Source organism: Shewanella woodyi ATCC 51908 (assembly GCF_000019525.1).
GTDB classification, from domain to species: Bacteria; Pseudomonadota; Gammaproteobacteria; order Enterobacterales; family Shewanellaceae; genus Shewanella; species Shewanella woodyi.
The window spans coordinates 562,209-580,311 of record NC_010506.1 but is presented as its reverse complement, the minus strand read 5'-3'; the positions used below and the strand labels follow the sequence as shown (position 1 = coordinate 580,311).

Here is an 18,103-nt window from a genome sequence, read left to right as displayed (position 1 = left end):
AATGCGCTTTACTGATATCTTTATTCGCAGGCCGGTACTCGCCGCCTCGATAAGCTTCCTACTGCTACTCCTTGGCTTTAACTCCATGAGTAGCATGCAGGTGCGTGAATATCCCGAGATGACCAATACTGTGGTCACCGTCTCCACCAGCTACTATGGCGCCGATGCAAATCTTATTCAGGGCTTTATTACTCAGCCCTTAGAGCAAGCACTGGCTCAGGCTGACAACGTCGACTTTATGACCTCAGACAGCTCTCTGGGCACCTCCAAGATCACTGTCTATATGAAGCTCAATACCGATCCAAACGGTGCGTTGGCGGATATTCTCGCCAAGGTTAACTCGGTACGCTCTCAACTGCCTAAAGAGGCGGAAGACTCCACCGTTGATATGTCCACAGGGTCTCAAACCTCAGTACTCTATATCTCCTTCTATAGTGACCAGATCAACTCTAGCCAGATAACAGATTACCTAGAGCGAGTGGTAAAGCCTCAGCTATTTACCATCAACGGTGTGGCTAAAGTGAACCTCTACGGTGGTATCAAATATGCCATGAGAATATGGTTAGATCCGGCACGTATGGGCGCGTTTAACCTCTCATCAAGCGAAGTGATGCAGGTACTGCAAGCCAACAACTACCAATCGGCAGTAGGTCAGGCCAACGGTACATTTACCCTCTTTAATGGCACAGCAGATACTCAAGTTGCCACCGTTGAAGAGCTGAAAAAACTAGTGATCGCCAGTAAAGATGGTCTTGTGGTTCGCTTAGGTGATATTGCCGAGGTGAGTCTAGATAAGAGCCACGATGTCTACCGAGCATTGGCCGATGGTCAAGAGGCGGTCGTTGTTGGACTCGATGTCACACCAACCGCAAACCCGCTTATCGTTGCCGAAGATGCCCGAGAGTTGATGCCAGATATCCAGCGCAACCTCCCTGTATCGATGAAAGCTCGTATTCTCTATGACTCCTCATTGGCGATCGATGAGTCCATCTCTGAGGTGATCAAAACCATAGGGGAAGCCGCACTTATTGTTATTGTGGTTATTACTCTATTCCTAGGGTCGCTGCGTGCTGTAATAATTCCGATTGTCACCATACCGCTTTCCCTCATTGGTGTTGCCGTCATCATGCAGATGTTTGGCTTTACCTTAAACCTGATGACCCTACTTGCCATGGTACTTGCTATCGGCTTAGTGGTGGATGATGCCATCGTGGTGGTGGAAAACGTCGACCGGCATATTAAGCTCGGTGAAACTCCCTTTAGAGCTGCCATTATCGGTACCCGTGAAATTGCAGTTCCGGTGATCTCCATGACCATCACACTAGCAGCGGTTTATGCACCGATAGCCTTGATGGGCGGAATAACGGGCTCTCTATTTAAGGAGTTTGCCCTTACTTTAGCTGGAGCTGTATTTATCTCAGGGATCGTGGCACTGACACTCTCCCCAATGATGTGCTCGAAAATCTTAAAGCCTCACTCGACACCTAACCGTTTCGAGCAAGGTGTTGAGCGCTTCCTCGAAGGGATGACAAACCGTTACCAGAGCATGCTCAATGCGGTGATGGAGCGTCGCCCTGTGGTTATCGCTTTTGCCTTTATTGTCTTCGCTACCTTGCCTGTTATGTTCAGTTTTATCCCTTCAGAGCTAGCACCAAACGAAGATAAAAGTGTTGTGATGATGATGGGCACCGCGCCCTCAACGGCTAACTTAGATTACATTCAATCTAATATGACCTTAGTCACCGATATCATTAAATCACACCCTGAAAGTGATGCATCATTGGCTTTTGTTGGAATACCAAGCTCTAATCAGGCCTTCGGTATCGCTCCTTTAGTGCCTTGGAGTGAGCGCGATAAGAGCCAAAAAGAGATGCAGAAGATTTTAGGTGATGAGGTCAAGCAGATCCCAGGTATGGCAGTAACCACCTTCCAGATGCCTGAGCTTCCAGGTGCTTCTGGTGGCTTACCTATCCAGTTTGTGATCACCACATCAAACTCATTTGAAAGCCTGTTCCAGATAGGAAGCAGCGTACTTGAGAAGGTGCAAAATAGCCCACTGTTTGTCTACTCTGAGATCAACCTTAAATTTGATTCCGGCACGATGAAGATCCATATCAAGCGTGACCTTGCTGGCAGTTACGGCATCACAATGCAAGATATCGGGGTCACCTTAACCACCATGATGAGTGATGGTTATGTTAACCGAATCAACCTTGATGGCCGCTCCTATGAGGTTATCCCACAGGTTGAGAGACAGTTTCGAGACAACCCAGAGGCACTAAACGGCTTCTACGTTAAGGCTGCCGACGGTCGCTCCATTCCACTTGCAAGCTTAGTGGATATCGAGATGGTTGCCGAGCCACGTTCACTGCCTCACTTTAACCAGATGAATGCCTTAACTGTGGGCGGGGTGGCCACACCGGGCGTAGCGATAGGTGATGCTATCGACTTCCTAAAAAATATAGGTGATAACGACCTACCTAAGGGTTACGACTATGATTTCCTAGGTGAAGCACGTCAGTACGTCACTGAAGGTTCTGCGCTATTTGCGACCTTTGGTTTGGCACTGGCTATCATCTTCTTAGTCCTAGCAAGTCAATTCGAAAGCATCAGAGATCCTTTAGTAATACTGGTCTCTGTGCCTCTGGCTATCAGTGGCGCCTTAATCGCACTGGCTTGGACCCATGTCTTTGGTCTGTCGTCGATGAACATCTACACTCAGGTTGGACTTATCACCTTAGTAGGACTCATCACTAAACACGGGATCTTGATGTGCGAGGTGGCCAAAGAGGAGCAGCTGCATAATGGCCTCAGTAAAATGGATGCCATTAAACTTGCGGCGACCGTTCGTTTACGTCCAATCTTGATGACCACTGCCGCCATGATTGCGGGCCTAATTCCGCTACTGTTCGCGGTTGGCGCAGGAGCTGTCGCTCGATTCAATATCGGCTTAGTTATCGTATCTGGCTTAGCCATTGGCACAGTCTTTACCCTGTTTGTTCTGCCAGTTATCTATACCTATCTGGCAGAAAGGCATGAGCCTCTCCCTGAGTTTGATGAGAAGTTAACGCTCAGCTAATAACTGTATTCAGTTAATTTAAAGCCCCCACTCAATCTCTTGAGTGGGGGCTTTTTGATACTAATTAGTATCACCCCAATCTAAAAACCATCTGCAGTTATTGATCTCAGCTAGTTCCTAAAAATGGCCCCCCCATACCAATCAGTATAAAGATATGATCGCTCAGCGAGAGTTTAGCGCTTCTGAGACAAGGTATTTAATTGCTCCTGCATTAATGACATTCACCACATCCATGTGGTTTGCAACGAGTGAGGAACATAGTTGTTCTACGTTTAAGCTCGTTAACGCCGCATCGGATGCGCTAAGACTCGCCTGTAAGGAGTGTTTTTGGCTGCCTACTTCTGCGTTGAATGAACTCACAAGGGAATAACCATTCTGTCATTCATTCGCCTTGAATTAGCTTGCCAAAAAAACTCTGAGTAGATCACTTTCTTATACCGATTGGTATCAGGTACAATCTGGACTATCATTAATCTTTAATTAGCCAATGGCGGAAACCGATCATGATTAATCCCAAAAAACTCGAAGAGGTTGCTAAGCAACTGAGTGATAACCTGCCAAATGGACTAAAGCAATTTGCTGGCGAGTTTGAAGAGAAGAGTAAACAGATCCTACAAAACCAGCTAATGAAGTTAGATGTGGTTTCCCATGAGGAGTTTGAGGTACAGCAACATGTACTGCTAAAAACTCGCGAAAAACTTGAAGCACTTCAAGCACAAGTAGATGCACTCGAAAAGAAGCTTAGTGAACGCGAAGAGTCTGCCGAGTAATTCTTATCAATAAGCTCCCAGTGGCACAGCTCACTGACTCGAGATGATAACAAAGAGCGCTTAGGCGCTCTTTTTTGTGTTTGGAATAGATTGCCTCTTTTTAGCCACAATTGATCACCGCCTTGCCCCCCTTCGCCAGTTAAATTCTGCTCCAATAGTCCCCAAGGAAAATACCGCAAATAAAGGGAAGGTAACCAGTAATGCTTAACTTATTCACCACCGCCGCCAGTAATATCACCCACAAGATAATTATCTTGGTTGGCATCTCACTTCTATCATCAATCCCTCTGGGAATAGTGATGAACATGACCTCAGACAGACAATACCTCTACAACGACGTGGTTAATGAAATAGGACAATCTTGGGGACCACAGCAGCGTATTTCAGGGCCAGCCCTTGTCATCCCCTATCGTTACCATATGGTGCATGAGAAGATCAATGATGCAGGTGAACTAGTAAAATATAAGTCAGAATATCAAAGTGAACTTGTGATACTTCCTAAAAAGCTAAAGCTGAATATGGATCTTAAACATGATTTTCGTTCAAGAGGGATATACCAATCATTGGTCTACAATGCTGCCGTATCTGGTAAAGCCAAATTTGTTATGACTGAGTTAGACATTCCAAACCTAATTGAACTAAAAACAGATAATGCCAGACTTATATTTGGTATCTCCGCTAACCAAGCGATTGAGAAGATAGAAAGATTAACCCTCTTAAATAGCGACGGTAAGGTACTGCTAACTCAAGCCGAGGCAGGAGTCATGCCCGGTACAGGGTTAGATCGACAACTTGGACTGGAACGTGGCTTCCACCAACCCCTCTCAATAAACCTTCAGCAAGATGATTTTGAGGTCGACTTTGCTATTGCACTTCGCGGCTCTCAGTCCATTAGTGCACTACCTTTGGGTGAACACACAGATATCGCCATCACCACAGATTGGCCCCACCCAAGCTTCAACGGGATCTTACCCACCAACAGAGAGATATCAGATACAGGGTTTAGCGCAGATTGGAAAATAAGCCACCTAACCCGTAACTATCCTCAAGTATTCAGCAGTCATCAAGATATCAACCTCACCGAAGTACAAGCAAGCAGTCAGCTTTTTGAGCCTGTCACCCACTACGGAAAGATTGAGCGCTCAGTAAAATACGGCATGTTATTTATCGCACTCACCTTTATCGTGCTATTGATATTTGAATTTGGACAAAACACGCGCCTTAACTTGGTCCAGTACCTATTAGTTGGCTGCGCTGTCACCCTCTTCTACCTGCTGCTACTTTCACTCTCGGAGCATCTAGAGTTTAACTATGCTTACACGATTGCCGCATCCATTCCGGTGCTATCAGTGTCAGCCTATGTGGCCAGCGCCACAGCCAGTTATAAAAAGGGCGCGATTATCGCCACCATGCTAACCAGTCTGTATGGCGTTCTCTACTCCATACTAAAACTGGAAGATTACGCGCTACTAATGGGAACAGGTTTACTGCTAACCGTGCTGCTTATCTTGATGTTTATTACACGCCATAAGAGCATGGAGACTTAAGCTAAATACCAATCAGTATGAGATCCCCAATCGCAATTTTGCCTTGGGGATTTTCACTCTTTGCGCTCTTTTCAAGGTAACAATTTACACAAGTGTTAAGCAGGGGTTAAACCTCTGATGCTAATTCATTCAATTTACTGCTTTATCAGGCTATCTGCTTGGCAATCAGTTTTTGGCAAGTTAGCCTAACCCTTAGTATTAAAATGCACACAAACTGTACTAAAAGGCCATTTTCTTGAAAGCACCCTCAACCAGTCTTCGTTCCCCTTTTGCCCCGATGATCTTTGGCTGGGCAATTTTAGCGATTATCCCAGCCATTTTGCTGCTGTTGAATACATCACTGTTTCCGCTCATCGAACTAGACTCTACTTTTGCTAACCTACTGTTTTGGTTAACCTCGACAGGCACAGCTCCCTATGGAGTTGCCACTGTGTTACTTGTCCTGCTTTTGGGATATCGGCGCTTATCAAAACCTCAATTTATGAGCTTTTTTCTCACTATCTCGCTGGGTATGTGTACTAGCCTAGGGTTAAATAGCTACCTTAAGCCCTACTTCAATGAGTCCAGACCCAATGCGGTATGGCTAGAGAGCCAATATCTGCTCAATACAGATAACTTTTACTCACTCACCAAAGCGGAACGCAAAAGTGAGATGAGCAGTACACTCGATAGACTCAATTATGCCAATTCAGACATCACTCTCTCACCTTTGATCAAGCAACACTGGAAACATGAGGTGGGCTTTGCATTCCCCTCTGGCCACACCCTGTTTGCACTGACCTTAACCATGATCGCCAGCTATTATCTGCTGCTTGCGGGAAATTTAGTGCTGCCAGGCTTACTCTTTGTCTGGAGCATAGGCATGGGGTTCAGTCGTATGCTATTGGGTATGCATTGGTCTCAGGATGTGCTGGCCTCCACAATTCTTGGCGGGATCATTGGTCTGTTATCCATCTTAGTGATACATAAAACCTTTCCCTATCTGTCTCTCATCTATTCAAGCTTAATGGAGAAGAGAAAGAAGCTGACAGGTACCCAATATAATGAATAAGAGATCCACTCATATGGCAGAGTTGCAACTCGATAAGATAGATCTGGCCATCTTAAAACTGCTACAAGGCCAAGGTAAACTCTCTAACCAAGAGCTGGCAGAAAAAGTAGGGCTATCGGCTTCTCCCTGCTCTCGACGCGTCAAGGCGATGGAGGAGAGCGGCTATATCGCCGGGTACGCCACCTTGCTTTCAGCCGAGCACTTTAATCTCTCTCTCACCGCCTATGTGCAAGTGAGATTAGAGAAGCACTCTCAAGCAATTTTAGACTCCTTTGAAGATAAGATAACCCAGTACGATGAGGTGCAAGAGTGCTGCCTATTAACAGGTAGCGATGCAGATTATCAGCTCAAAGTACTCATCGCCGATATGAAAGAGTTTAAGACTTTTCTATTGGAGAAGCTGACAACCGACCCGCATATCTCAGGAGTAAAATCCAGTTTTGTGCTTAAGCAGGTTAAGAGTAAAACCAGCATCCCACTACCAACTCAGCTCCCTTAAGCTCAATCAGACTCGAGTTGTGATGAAAAACATTACAACTCGACAATTTATTTCAAACGCAATAAGTTTGCGTTCACTCCCTTCAAACCACCGACTAAGCAAGCAAACATCAACAAAGGATAAAATAACGATAGACTTCATCAAAAATAGATAAAAACACAACACATTCCATTGCCAAAAATCAGTTTCGCGCCACAATTCGCCATTGACCTGTTAGTATAAACCTCTATGATGCGCCCCTCAGAAGACAGTTTGTTAGCGAGAGATAAGCATGAGCAGTTCCAACTCCACCCATTTTAGTTCCAGATTAGGCTTCATTATGGCCGCCGCAGGCTCCGCTGTTGGCGTCGGCAATATCTGGGGGTTTCCCACTCAAGCCGCAACCCATGGTGGCGGAGCGTTTCTCCTCGTTTATCTGGTGCTTATCTTAATCCTCGGTTACCCCATGCTGGTTGCAGAGTTGATGATTGGTCGCCACGGACAGACCAACCCAGCCGATGCGATGGCAAAGATAGGCTCAGGTCCTGTCAGTAAAAAAATAGGTAAGGCCATAGGTTTCATCTCTATCGCGACTGCGACTTTGATCTGCACCTTCTACACCATACTTTCAGGCTGGTTTGTCAGCTTCGCTTTAGCCCCCATCGCTGAGTTATTTGGCTTTGTAAAAGTATCGAGCTGGCTGATGGAGTTCTCGCTATCGCGTAATCTAGTATTCACCACTTTGTTTATCTTGATGGTGGTATTCGTGATACGCCAAGGGGTACAGCAAGGGATCGAGCTGTGGTCAAAAAGATTAATGCCGCTACTGCTGCTTATCTTAGTGATGGGGGTGATCTACATCTTAACCCAGACCGGTGCCATGACAGGATTAGAGGTGCTGTTGGTTCCAGACTTCTCTCGAGTATGGGAGCCGGATGTGCTGATTGGCGCACTGGGACAGACCTTCTTCTCACTCACCATAGGCACAGGAGCCATGATGGTTTACGGTGCATACTTAAGTAGGAAAGAGGATCTAGGCAAGCTAACCGCATACGTCACCCTAACAGACACCAGTGTCGCCTTTTTAGCCGCCTTAATGATTATTCCAGCCATGTATGTCGCACAGCATAATGGCGTGCAGATATTTGCAGAAGATGGAAGCTTACTTAACTCAGACACCTTAGTGTTCACTGTACTGCCTGCACTATTTGAGACCTTAGGCGGCAATCTACAGTACCTGTTGGCATTCGTGTTTTTTATCTTGATGACCATAGCGGGACTAACATCGGCTATCTCAATTGTTGAGGTGCCCACCAGCTATTTGATGGAGAAAAAATCTATCAGTCGCAACAAGGCTACTTATTTAATTGGCGCACTTGTGGTCGTGCTGTCGCTAACTGTGGTACTGAACTTCGAGCAACTGTTTAGCTTTATGATCACGCTAACCACAGAGCGAGCTCAGCCCCTTATCGCCCTAGGCATCGCAATCTATCTAGGTTGGGTGTGGCAGAGAAATGATCTGCTAAAAGATATTCAAGCTCAAGAGGGGGCTGACAGCAACAGCATCTTCTGGCGCATTTGGCCTGTGTACGTCAAGTTTGTCTGCCCTGCACTTATCACGCTTATTATCATTCAGCTGTTTAATAGCTAATAGCAAACAAAAATGGCCCTATATCTCTATAGGGCCATTTTTAGTGCTTACGCTTAATGTCGTTTAAATCTAGGAACTAACCTTTGCTTTTCACTGGTCTAAACCAGTGTGCCCAGCCCACAAATGCCGCCGAGCTTCGGGTTTGGATCCAGACCTTTCCCTTACCAGAGAAGCGACACACTAACCCCTCTCCCGAGAAGAAGAACGACTTATAACCGCCCACTTTAGTGATCTGATACTCAAGGCCATCGGTGAAGCCAACAATATTGCCAGTATCGACCACGTAGTCATCATTCACATCAATTTCAATAATTGCGCCATAGGAGTTAAACCAGAGATCGCCTTTGCCCTGTGCCCGAATTAAAAACAGGCTCTCACCAGAGAAAAACCCCTTCACTAACCCTTGCCATTTACTCTCAACTTCAATCCCACTGCTGCAAGCCACAAATGCCGAATTCTGTAGATAGATGGTCTCATTGTCCAGATACTGGTGACACAGATCCCCCGGCGCGCCAGGAGCAATACCCACCTCTCCCTCCATATTCGCGGCGGTAAACTCATTAACGAAGATATTCTCTCCAGTGACCATTCTACCTAGTCCACCACGCATCTTAGTTTTCATCTGCATGTTAGTGTCCATGGTTGCCATGGCTGAAGCTTCCACTTTTAGCATCTCACCAGCAGGCACATGTACCGTTACAAATCCATAATCAGGCTGTCCTGCCATCTCAAACTTAAGCCCTTTAAAGCTTGCGCTGGGCTGCTCTGGATCGGTAGTGGTTTGCGATTCGCTATCTAACATCTCTTCCCTCTCTTGAGCGCTTTGCTCATCCTGAGCCTCTACAGCGGACTCATTCATCACGCCCACTTGAGTGCTCTGCTCTGTCTCAACCACCTCTACCGGATTGATTTCACAATGCAGCCCTGACTTCTCAAGGATCTGCTGGATCTTATTGGCGGTATCGCCGTCCACTGACTTTTTCACCACTAATGGTGCTTTGTGAAAAAAGTCATGAGCTTTGTCTAGAGGCAACTTAAATAACTTGGCAAAAACCGCGATAGCATCAGAGCGCTCTATCTCACCAATCAGCTCGCCGGTCAGGGTAATATTATAGGTTTGATTCATTACGCTTCCCCTTAAGCTTTTCTAGCGCGAAGTGATGAGCTTAACGCCCCACCAAAACTCGATGGATTATGAGATTGACACCAAACTGTCCCCTTGCCTTTGAACTTACACACTAAGCCCTCTCCACCAAGGTAGGAGTGCCACCAGCTTTTGCCAGCTTTAGTAATACTGAAATCTAAGGTTTCATCGAACGCGACAATATGGCCTGAATCGACAATATACTCACCGTCGACTTCCACAGGGTAGATGGCGCCAAAGGAGGAGATTAAGATCTTCCCCTGCCCTTTTAGGTTCAACCAGATCACGCTTTCACCGGAGAAAAGCGACTTAAATCCCTGCCAGCCCATATCGACATCTATCCCCTCTGATGACGCCATATAGGAGCTGTTTTGCACGATCAGACTCTCATTATCTAAGTCCATCGTCATCATATCGCCCGCAAGACTGCTCCCCAGAAACAGCTCACCTGAACCCTGTTTAGGCTCGAAATGGTTCAAAAACAGAGACTCGCCAGCCAACATACGTTTAGCGGCTTTCAAAAATCCACCAGACTTCTTCTTATGGGTGGTTGTGGTAATGTCCATATTACCGCTCATGGCGATCATAGCGCCGGACTCAGTCGTGATAGTTTGTCCCTCTTCAAGAGTGACTTTGGCTGCCGTATTACCAGGACGGTATAACAATTCAATTTCCATTATCTATCTTCCCCCTCAACTATCACAATTATCTGAACTTTGGATTTAACCAACCAGCAAGACCTGAAACACTGCGGCTCTGGACAATAATCTTCCCTTTGCCCTCCACACGTGTCACTAAGCCCTCACCACCAAAGAAGCTAGAGAAGATCCCACCCGCTAACTGCAGTTTTAGCTTAATTCCGGGCTCGTAGGCCACCAAATGAGAGGTATCGACAATGTATTCCCCGTCGATCTCCTTCTCCAGCAAGGCACCATATGCGCCATACCAGACCTTACCTTCACCTGTTACCGTCAGCTTAAACAGGCCTTCACGGGCAATAAAGGAGACAAAGCCCGCCCACCTCAGACCCAACTTAACCCCTTCCGTTGACGCCAAGTAAGCGCCAGGCTGAAGATTAAACTCATCACCATTAAGCTCATGACAGCGGAGTTCACCGGGAACCGGCTGCACTAAAGTCACTCGCTTAGGCGCCGAGGTATTATTGCTATAGCGGCTAATAAACAGAGTTTCACCGCCAAAAAACTTCTTCAGTAGCCCCTTAAAAAAGCCGCCGTTGAAGGTTGCTGTCAAATCCAAATCAGCATCCATACTGCTCATGGCATCAGATTCAGCAATCACTGTTTCACCTGGTTCCAGATCGATATCTATGTAGGAAAAGGCTTGTGAGCCCATTATTTTTGCTTCCATCATATTTCCCTTTTATCGTTTATGATTTTTACAAGCCACTTTCTGGCTCTTCATGTTTAACAACAAACTCTGCCACTGCATCTTGCAGCTTAAAAAACGCTTCATCTAACACAATAAACTCAGCATCAATGCTCGCGGCTCTAGCCTCTAGATTCTCAATGCGGTCTTTGGTTGCTGGATGTGAACTAAGAAACCCAAGCCCTGTTTCAATCAAGCCACGCTGATCTTCATCCTCAATGCTCTCCAACATCTTGGCCTCTTTATCCAGCAGCTTATTAAAGAACAGCGGTAGGCCTTTAGGATCGATGTTAGCAGTTACTAACATATCGAAGCCTTGTTCGTCCGCTTGGGTCTCAAACTGGCGGGAGTAACCTTGATTTATCAACAGTGGAGCCGAATCGACGACCACGGCCATCAAGCCGGAAACATCCCCAAGAATGGCACTTAAGATGAGGTAGGTGCCCGCGCTTGAAATAAGGTTACGGATCCCGTGTTGCTCACGCACATGGACAATCTCATGGCTCAGCACACCGAGCAGCTCCTCTGGTGAATCCGCCGCCAAGATCAATCCAGAGTTGATCACCACTACGCCACCTGGCAGAGCAAAGGCATTTAGCTCAGAGTCATCACTGATATAAAATTGATATTGGTAACGCTTATTCGGTAAAACCTCCAATAGAGGCTGGACTAAAGGTGCCAATAAAAGCTCGCCGCGCTGCTCATCCATCAACTCACTCTGCAATGAGTATTGATCGAAACTCGATGACCCCAGCGACTCCTCCCACTCAACGGGAACCTGTTTAGCAATCATCTTACTGCCGGTACCTAAATTGGCCAGCAGCCCCACGGGCACTAACACGCACAGCAAAACCACCACAGTAAGCACTAACCAATTAAATTGACGCTTACGGGTCGCTTTCGCCATCACGCTATTTAGATGCGGCGCTTGTTTTAAGTAGGGGTTTTTTAATACAGAACGATCGGAGCAGTAAAAGCGCCAATCGGCACACGCAGGGTGGTTAAAGAAGATCAACCTATCACTGGCACCACCTTGAGAGATCTCAAGCTCGGCAAAGCCAAGTTGAACAGTCTTGTCGTTAACCGTGAACATCAGATGGGTTTTACATATGGTCAATTGACCCGACGCACGCCCTTTGGGCAGTGCTGAATGAATACCATGACAAGGATAGAGGTATTCAGAGCGAACCTCAGACATAAGTGATCCTTCACATAATGAGATTTTTATTATATTTAGCTTCTACACTAACAAGGTTTAACCCTTATACCAATCAGTATAAGAGAGTGATTTACTCAGAGTGTTTTTTGGCAAACTAATTCAAGGCGAATGAATGAGATAATGGTTATTCCCTTGTGAGTTCATTCAACACAGAAGTAGGCAGCCAAAAACACGCCTAAAAGGCGAGTTTTAGCGCTTCCAGAGCGATGTTAACAAGCTTAAACTTTGTTTAACTGCCCCCTTTCTCGCTGAGCAATCACATTTTTGTACTGAATGGTATCAATACCAAACCCAATTGGCAGAATCGGTTAACCGGAACATATACCTTAGAGGATAATACTAAAGATTGACGATGAGTTGAGGTTATTTACATAGTTTTTGGCTTGTCTGGATAACAAGATTGGGGAACTTGTCGGATAACAAGTTTGAAGTATCTTTTTATGGTTTCTTTGGGGGGTTGGGCTGAGTTGGTGTTTGATGGTTTGTGGGTAAGCATGGCTTCATGCTTAATCTATAGCCTGCGGCTCGCTGAATGTGTAAACACTTTTGCGAACCGCTGCAAGCACATCCCTGTGAGCTCTACCAAAACGTCCATGTTTTGGAAGCTCGCAGCCGCGTTCACACTGAGTTGTTTATCTCTTCGATTTAGGTCAATGAGCTACGACCCCTTTGTTGTACTGCAGTCTCTACGATGACATCTGATGTGAATGGATTCACAAATGCCGTGGTGACAGGATGTCATAGAACGGCCTTGAAACCGAAACTCACTGCCGCATCTACACCTGACTCTGACAACTACATAGGTATCTCTTCGATTCAGGTCAATGGGCTACGACCCCTTTGTTTTGGGGCTGGAGGTTAGAGACCTCCGGCTACCCGATTGCCTATCCTAATACGTTAGTTTTCTTATTTTCTGTGTATTGCATCCATTGAACGCATATAACCTTCAAGCTGACCAGCTTCACTTATTAGCCGAAATGGGTTGCCTGCTGCTGCTTCAATTGCATGAGCCTCCGTAATGCTGCACAAAGGGCACATTTCGCTGCCACTATTAATGGGCTCTTCACATCTATCACATAGTTCATCATGAGCAAGAACGTCTCCATCCTTGAAAGTACATATAGTCCCATCAATTGACCTGAAATAAGGCTGAGGATGGCTTTTACCAATGACCAGTTGGTACCAGTTTAGCCCACATTCTTCTACCGCTTTTTGGCTTGAAGTAATTAATTGTTCGTCAGATTTGGGGCCGACAATCACTGATACTAAACAGTCCATTGGAATATATAAGATATCGTTACCGGCAGCTTTTTCGGTAACACCTGTTGTATCCACAAACCTTAACTCTTCCTCATAGCTCCACTGTGCGTATTTAGAAAAATATGCTTCGGAAAATGCAAAACGCTGTAGATCATATGTGTATCGTGGTTTTTTAAGTTCTGCCGCTCGTTGAACAATGTCCCCGAGAGACTTATGTGGTTCTTCTCGGTAGTCAACACCCCAAAACGGGTTTCCATCAAAATGTTGCTGTAGCTTTTCCAAATCAAACTCGATTGCGAAACCAGTATGATTATTGGCATAATGAGCCCACATAGGGGAAACTATTGGTGATTTAGAAAAACATGAGGTAGGGAATTGAGGCATCTCCTGAATAACATCATTATAAAACGCTAAATATTCAGTAGGAACATTCAAGTCCATGGCTAGAAATAGTTCATAGGGGTCATTATAGTCCTTAGGCAATGAACATTTAACACCACAGAAACCTTCTTTATCAAAAACTAATTCAAAAACTGAACTTCCAAAATATTTGTATATCTTGCTCATAATCCCTACCCATCAATTTAACCATGTACGCTGAAAACTAACGCCGCGCTCTACGGAAATTTAGGAGCGCCAGCGAGTAAATTTTCCGTAGCAGTGCCTTGTTATAAGTTTTATCTTAACTCTCGAAATGTGTCGGCTATATCTATTGATATAAGCCCAGGAAAATCATTTATTACTGTACTGATGACGTCCTTTTTTAGAACGCTATCGCCACCATTGTTACTCCTAACACAATTTAATTGCGGCCACGATTCTCTGGCTAAATCTTCCAGCGTATGCCCCTTTATATCTAATATCCTTTGGTCGATGCGAATGCTTGATTCATCAATAAGAAAACTCTCAAAATAACTTGATGTCTCTTCTTCTGGAAGTAATTTTTCCTGAACTGAATCTACAATTATTTGAATAGCATCACTATTATTTGATATTAAAGTTATTACATCGAGATATGAGTTGCACCCCTCTAAACCTAATTCTTCTGGAGATGCGAATTTTTTGTGAATTAGATATAAGCCAAGAAAATGTGGCTCAAAGATGTAGTTCTCAATTGCATATCTTCGACCAAGGCCAAGTATTACTACTTGTTGCTCTGGCTCATTTTTTAAGTCCCAATCAATTAGTCCGTAAACCTGCGAATTCCCCATATCACGAAGCTTTCGAGTTATTTCCAAAACTGCGTCGCAATTGGAACCATTATTAGTGTGTGGAGGCAAAAACTGAGGAATAGTTACAAATTCTATTTTTCTGGAAATAATATCAAAGAGTGACTCATAATATTCGACGTCATATGTATGCTCTACAAATATCTGGCGCCGATGTTCAGTAGACACTCTTAAATTTGGAATGCCATAGGTCAATATTCTCATTGAATCATGAAGGTCACATTGAGTTGGAATTTTTTCTGCTGCAGTAATTTTGTAGAGTGCGTTCGCGGGAGTGCATGCTATCGTTGTTGGTGAATGTGTAGATAATAATACTGGAATTCCGTGTTTCTGAACAATTTCCTCTTCGACAATCTCAAGCATAAGCTTCGACATTGAAGGATGAAGGGGGGCGTCAGGCTCATCTAAAATTAGACAGTCAGCACGATCACCCGTACCAATAGAATTATATATGGCCAAAGCTAGCGACATCAGTGTTTTTTCACCTGTCGATAAATCATTCGTGCCTATTTCAATGCCGGACTGATTGTGAATCAGCTTAAAAACGAAAGTTGAGTCTCTCTTTGAATTTATAGGGTTGTTGACGGTGTAAGGTAAGCATAACTTTGCAAGGATTCCATTGACAAAATCCCATGGGGCTTCTCCGTATTGCTCTTTAAACTCTTCATCCTTCAGGTAAGGATTTGCATCGGAAGTCCCTTCATCCTCATATACCTTATTCAATTTATTATCTAAGTAACGCACATGATATGATTTAAATATAAGAGCAAACTGGCTATTAAACAGGTTGCTTCCTGATAGACTCATCATGCTAATTCGATCTGAAATGATATCTTCAGTTAATTGGGACGGAAGAATACTTAGTTGTTGTGAAATACTAAGAATGGCTTCTTTATGCTGAGCATTCCCTACGTGATTAAGTATCGGGTCTCCTTCGGGAGCCCCTGTGTATTCAACACCTCTACTCCTTCTTTCTATCTGTAGCTTAGCGTTTGCTACTTCTTGCCAAACTTGTTTTACTTTTTGTGAGATTTGAGCGGGATCACACTGTTGATCTACCTGTGGATTTAGGCCGCCGAATGGAATATAGCTAATTGAGTTCAGCCCACCTTCTTCTAATGTTACTTGCCCATTTTTTTTGTCGCTTATTGCTTCAAATAAATGAGTTTTCCCACTGCCATTTTCGCCTGTTAATACAGTGAATTGTGGCAATTCAAATTCAAGACCTGCTGGTATAGATTTGTGTTTATTTCTTATCTTAATTTTCATTCAACTTCCTTGCTATGGAATGCTCTGACTTATAACAGCTTAATAAATCCCAAAACGGGATAGTTTTTTACAACAAGCGTTTGCTTTACCTCCATCTCTTCTCCGTGAACTCCGTGTAGCGCAGCGCTCAGTGGTGAGATAGCTCTTGCCTTTGTGCTTGCTCATAAGGCTTTTCACTCGAATGGTGAAGCCCGCTCTGCTCATCTGCTTCAAGAGAACAGATCGGCTGAAATAGATGGGTAGTGACAGGGATCAAGTCGTGATAACTGATAGATAAACTGATACACATCCCTGTTTCAGGTGTCCGCCATTCGCTATAAGAGCTTTGGGGTTCGTCCTTGTTATGTTGCAAAGTAATATATCGATATGTATACAATATGTCTATCAGCATTTTTACTGATTAATTTCATATTACTTGATGTATTACAGCCACTTAAGTGTTCACTAACATAGTTCCAGATTTCAATTTAATGGACGTTGGTGAAGTGAAAAACTTTAGAAGATTTTAAACAGAGTCATTAACAGCGATTAGCAAACGAAATACAGCGTTTTCCCCTCCCGCTTTCCCTCGTGATCTGTGTAATAAGACTGCTCTTGCCTTTGTTCTTGCTCTTAAGGTTTCTAACTCGAAACTAGCAGCACAGCGTTCTCGCAGAGCGAAGCCCAACTCTCATAACAAAACCAAGATAAAAGCGATCCACCACAGAGAACACGGAGACCACTGAGAGGAGCACAAACAAAAAAGCCTCTTTGCTTCTACCTCCAGCTTTTCCTCCGCGGACTCTGTGTAGCGCAGCGCTCCGTGGTGACACTGCTCTTGTTCTTATCTTCTAACTCGAAACTCGAAGCGCAGCGTCCTCGCAGGGCGAAGCCCAACTCTCATAACAACACCAAGATAAAAGCGATTTACCACGGAGGGCACGGAGACCACGAGAGGAGCACAAACAAAAGCCTCTTTGCTTCTACCTCCAGCTTTTCCTCCGCGTACTCTGTGTAGCGCAGCGCTCTGTGGTAAGACAGCTCTCGCCTTTGCTTTAAGGCTTTTAACTCGAAGCGCAGCGTCCTAGCAGGGCGAAGCCCAACTCTCATAACAACACCAAGATAAAAGCGATTTACCACGGAGGACACAGAGGCCACTGAGAAGTGCAACGGCAACAACTAAAGCCTTTATCTCTTGAATTTATAACAGCCCGCCTTTCATCGCTTAAGTTCAAAAGAATGGATCCCGGAACAAGCCCGGGATGACGGCAATGGCAAATGCTCAGTGTTGCTTCTACTGTAAGCAACGCGTTCCTGTAGCCATAGGCTATTACGTAAGCGCAGCGTCCTAGCAAGCACAAAGTGCCGCCCTTCTTAGCCTTATCAACTCAACTTATCTGACTTACGTCTAAACCAAGTGGCGATAGAGTAGCGATCGCACTTAGCTGGCAGTACTTCATGGGGGAACTCTTCACTCATAAAGACCACAATAGTGCCGAAATGAGGAGCAACTTTGGCTATCACCTCATCTGAGTCATCGGGATAGACCAGAAGCTCGCCGCCACACTCTTCACTCCAATCCTCATTGAGGTATGCCACTAAGGTTAGAATTCGGTTTGATTCACCACGGAACGCGTCTTTATGCTTTTGATAAAAATCCCCTTCGCTATAGTGAGCAAAGTGACTTTCAAACTCATCGAGTCCCAAAAATAGCGTACGATTGACGTACTGTTTCAGTCCCTCAACCCAGTTTAACCAGCTCGCACCGAGCTCACTGTCGCCAACAATCCAACAGATCTCGTCGCTGCGGATCTGAGTATCTAGCATCAGCTCATTGCTTCGACCTATGCCTGCCGCTTTAAAGTGGGTGTCTGATATGGCTTGCGCTCGCGCACTCAGTTTTTGAGCCAACTCAACCGGTAAGGCGTTGGTTTTAATGCTGTAACCATTATCAGCAACATCCTGTACGATTGATTCAAATAACGAGGTGTATTGATCCATGCTCGGATCTATCTCTAGCCCTGTATGTAGCGCCATGTTT

The 18,103-nt window shown here is 45.0% G+C and carries 14 protein-coding genes; 6 read left to right on the top strand and 8 right to left on the bottom strand.

Going from position 1 to position 18,103, the window contains the following annotated elements; translation table 11 throughout:
- The first annotated feature begins 1 nt into the window (after position 1).
- Positions 2-3,079 (top strand): multidrug efflux RND transporter permease subunit, encoded by a 3,078-nt coding sequence (locus SWOO_RS02395; RefSeq protein ID WP_012323112.1) that lies wholly within the window; start codon positions 2-4, stop codon positions 3,077-3,079.
- A gap of 162 nt (positions 3,080-3,241) precedes the next feature.
- Here the strand turns inward: SWOO_RS02395 and SWOO_RS25760 are convergent, their stop codons facing one another.
- Positions 3,242-3,439 (bottom strand): hypothetical protein, encoded by a 198-nt coding sequence (locus tag SWOO_RS25760; protein WP_195742845.1) that lies wholly within the window; start codon positions 3,437-3,439, stop codon positions 3,242-3,244.
- 143 nt (positions 3,440-3,582) lie between these two features.
- Here SWOO_RS25760 and ubiK point away from each other — a divergent pair, with 143 nt between their 5' ends.
- The 5 genes from ubiK to SWOO_RS02370 all read left to right on the top strand — a co-directional run bounded on the left by ubiK (position 3,583) and on the right by SWOO_RS02370 (position 8,576).
- Positions 3,583-3,849 (top strand): ubiquinone biosynthesis accessory factor UbiK, encoded by a 267-nt coding sequence (gene ubiK, locus SWOO_RS02390; protein ID WP_012323111.1) that lies wholly within the window; start codon positions 3,583-3,585, stop codon positions 3,847-3,849.
- 200 nt (positions 3,850-4,049) lie between these two features.
- Positions 4,050-5,396, top strand: coding sequence for a cell envelope integrity protein CreD (gene creD / locus SWOO_RS02385; RefSeq protein ID WP_012323110.1), 1,347 nt, complete (start codon positions 4,050-4,052; stop codon positions 5,394-5,396).
- 277 nt (positions 5,397-5,673) lie between these two features.
- A complete protein-coding gene (locus SWOO_RS02380; RefSeq protein WP_012323109.1) occupies positions 5,674-6,447 on the top strand; it encodes a phosphatase PAP2 family protein in 774 nt (257 codons plus the stop codon).
- A gap of 13 nt (positions 6,448-6,460) precedes the next feature.
- Complete coding sequence (locus SWOO_RS02375; RefSeq protein WP_012323108.1) at positions 6,461-6,946, top strand: Lrp/AsnC family transcriptional regulator; 486 nt, start codon at positions 6,461-6,463, stop codon at positions 6,944-6,946.
- Between the two features lie 271 nt (positions 6,947-7,217).
- On the top strand, positions 7,218-8,576 hold the full coding sequence (locus SWOO_RS02370) for a sodium-dependent transporter (protein ID WP_041417467.1): 1,359 nt from the start codon (positions 7,218-7,220) through the stop codon (positions 8,574-8,576).
- A 76-nt stretch (positions 8,577-8,652) separates the two neighbouring features.
- On the opposite strand, the gene SWOO_RS02365 is transcribed toward SWOO_RS02370, so the two are convergent.
- The 7 genes from SWOO_RS02365 to SWOO_RS02335 all read right to left on the bottom strand — a co-directional run bounded on the left by SWOO_RS02365 (position 8,653) and on the right by SWOO_RS02335 (position 18,099).
- Positions 8,653-9,702 carry a TIGR00266 family protein gene (locus SWOO_RS02365; RefSeq protein WP_012323106.1) on the bottom strand — a complete coding sequence of 350 codons (1,050 nt, stop codon included), beginning with the start codon at positions 9,700-9,702 and terminating at the stop codon, positions 8,653-8,655.
- 11 nt (positions 9,703-9,713) lie between these two features.
- On the bottom strand, positions 9,714-10,397 hold the full coding sequence (locus SWOO_RS02360) for a TIGR00266 family protein (protein ID WP_012323105.1): 684 nt from the start codon (positions 10,395-10,397) through the stop codon (positions 9,714-9,716).
- A gap of 28 nt (positions 10,398-10,425) precedes the next feature.
- Positions 10,426-11,091: a TIGR00266 family protein gene (locus SWOO_RS02355; RefSeq protein ID WP_229377285.1), complete on the bottom strand. Its 666-nt coding sequence runs from the start codon at positions 11,089-11,091 to the stop codon at positions 10,426-10,428.
- Between the two features lie 25 nt (positions 11,092-11,116).
- Positions 11,117-12,304, bottom strand: a complete 1,188-nt coding sequence (locus tag SWOO_RS02350) for a M48 family metallopeptidase (RefSeq protein WP_012323103.1) — start codon at positions 12,302-12,304, stop codon at positions 11,117-11,119.
- Between the two features lie 927 nt (positions 12,305-13,231).
- Complete coding sequence (locus SWOO_RS02345) at positions 13,232-14,152, bottom strand: DUF2971 domain-containing protein (protein WP_012323102.1); 921 nt, start codon at positions 14,150-14,152, stop codon at positions 13,232-13,234.
- A gap of 110 nt (positions 14,153-14,262) precedes the next feature.
- Positions 14,263-16,083: an AAA family ATPase gene (locus tag SWOO_RS02340; RefSeq protein ID WP_012323101.1), complete on the bottom strand. Its 1,821-nt coding sequence runs from the start codon at positions 16,081-16,083 to the stop codon at positions 14,263-14,265.
- Positions 16,084-17,445: 1,362 nt separating this feature from the next.
- On the bottom strand, positions 17,446-18,099 hold the full coding sequence (locus SWOO_RS02335) for a 2OG-Fe(II) oxygenase (RefSeq protein WP_012323100.1): 654 nt from the start codon (positions 18,097-18,099) through the stop codon (positions 17,446-17,448).
- Between the last annotated feature and the right edge of the window lie 4 nt (positions 18,100-18,103).

Coding starts and splice junctions, on each gene's coding strand:
- SWOO_RS02395 (WP_012323112.1), top strand. CDS start 2: ATGCGCTTTACTGATATCTTTATTCGCAGGCCGGTACTCGCCGCCTCG.
- ubiK (WP_012323111.1), top strand. CDS start 3,583: ATGATTAATCCCAAAAAACTCGAAGAGGTTGCTAAGCAACTGAGTGAT.
- creD (WP_012323110.1), top strand. CDS start 4,050: ATGCTTAACTTATTCACCACCGCCGCCAGTAATATCACCCACAAGATA.
- SWOO_RS02380 (WP_012323109.1), top strand. CDS start 5,674: ATGATCTTTGGCTGGGCAATTTTAGCGATTATCCCAGCCATTTTGCTG.
- SWOO_RS02375 (WP_012323108.1), top strand. CDS start 6,461: ATGGCAGAGTTGCAACTCGATAAGATAGATCTGGCCATCTTAAAACTG.
- SWOO_RS02370 (WP_041417467.1), top strand. CDS start 7,218: ATGAGCAGTTCCAACTCCACCCATTTTAGTTCCAGATTAGGCTTCATT.
- SWOO_RS02365 (WP_012323106.1), bottom strand. CDS start 9,702: ATGAATCAAACCTATAATATTACCCTGACCGGCGAGCTGATTGGTGAG.
- SWOO_RS02360 (WP_012323105.1), bottom strand. CDS start 10,397: ATGGAAATTGAATTGTTATACCGTCCTGGTAATACGGCAGCCAAAGTC.
- SWOO_RS02355 (WP_229377285.1), bottom strand. CDS start 11,091: ATGATGGAAGCAAAAATAATGGGCTCACAAGCCTTTTCCTACATAGAT.
- SWOO_RS02350 (WP_012323103.1), bottom strand. CDS start 12,304: ATGTCTGAGGTTCGCTCTGAATACCTCTATCCTTGTCATGGTATTCAT.
- SWOO_RS02345 (WP_012323102.1), bottom strand. CDS start 14,152: ATGAGCAAGATATACAAATATTTTGGAAGTTCAGTTTTTGAATTAGTT.
- SWOO_RS02340 (WP_012323101.1), bottom strand. CDS start 16,083: ATGAAAATTAAGATAAGAAATAAACACAAATCTATACCAGCAGGTCTT.
- SWOO_RS02335 (WP_012323100.1), bottom strand. CDS start 18,099: ATGGCGCTACATACAGGGCTAGAGATAGATCCGAGCATGGATCAATAC.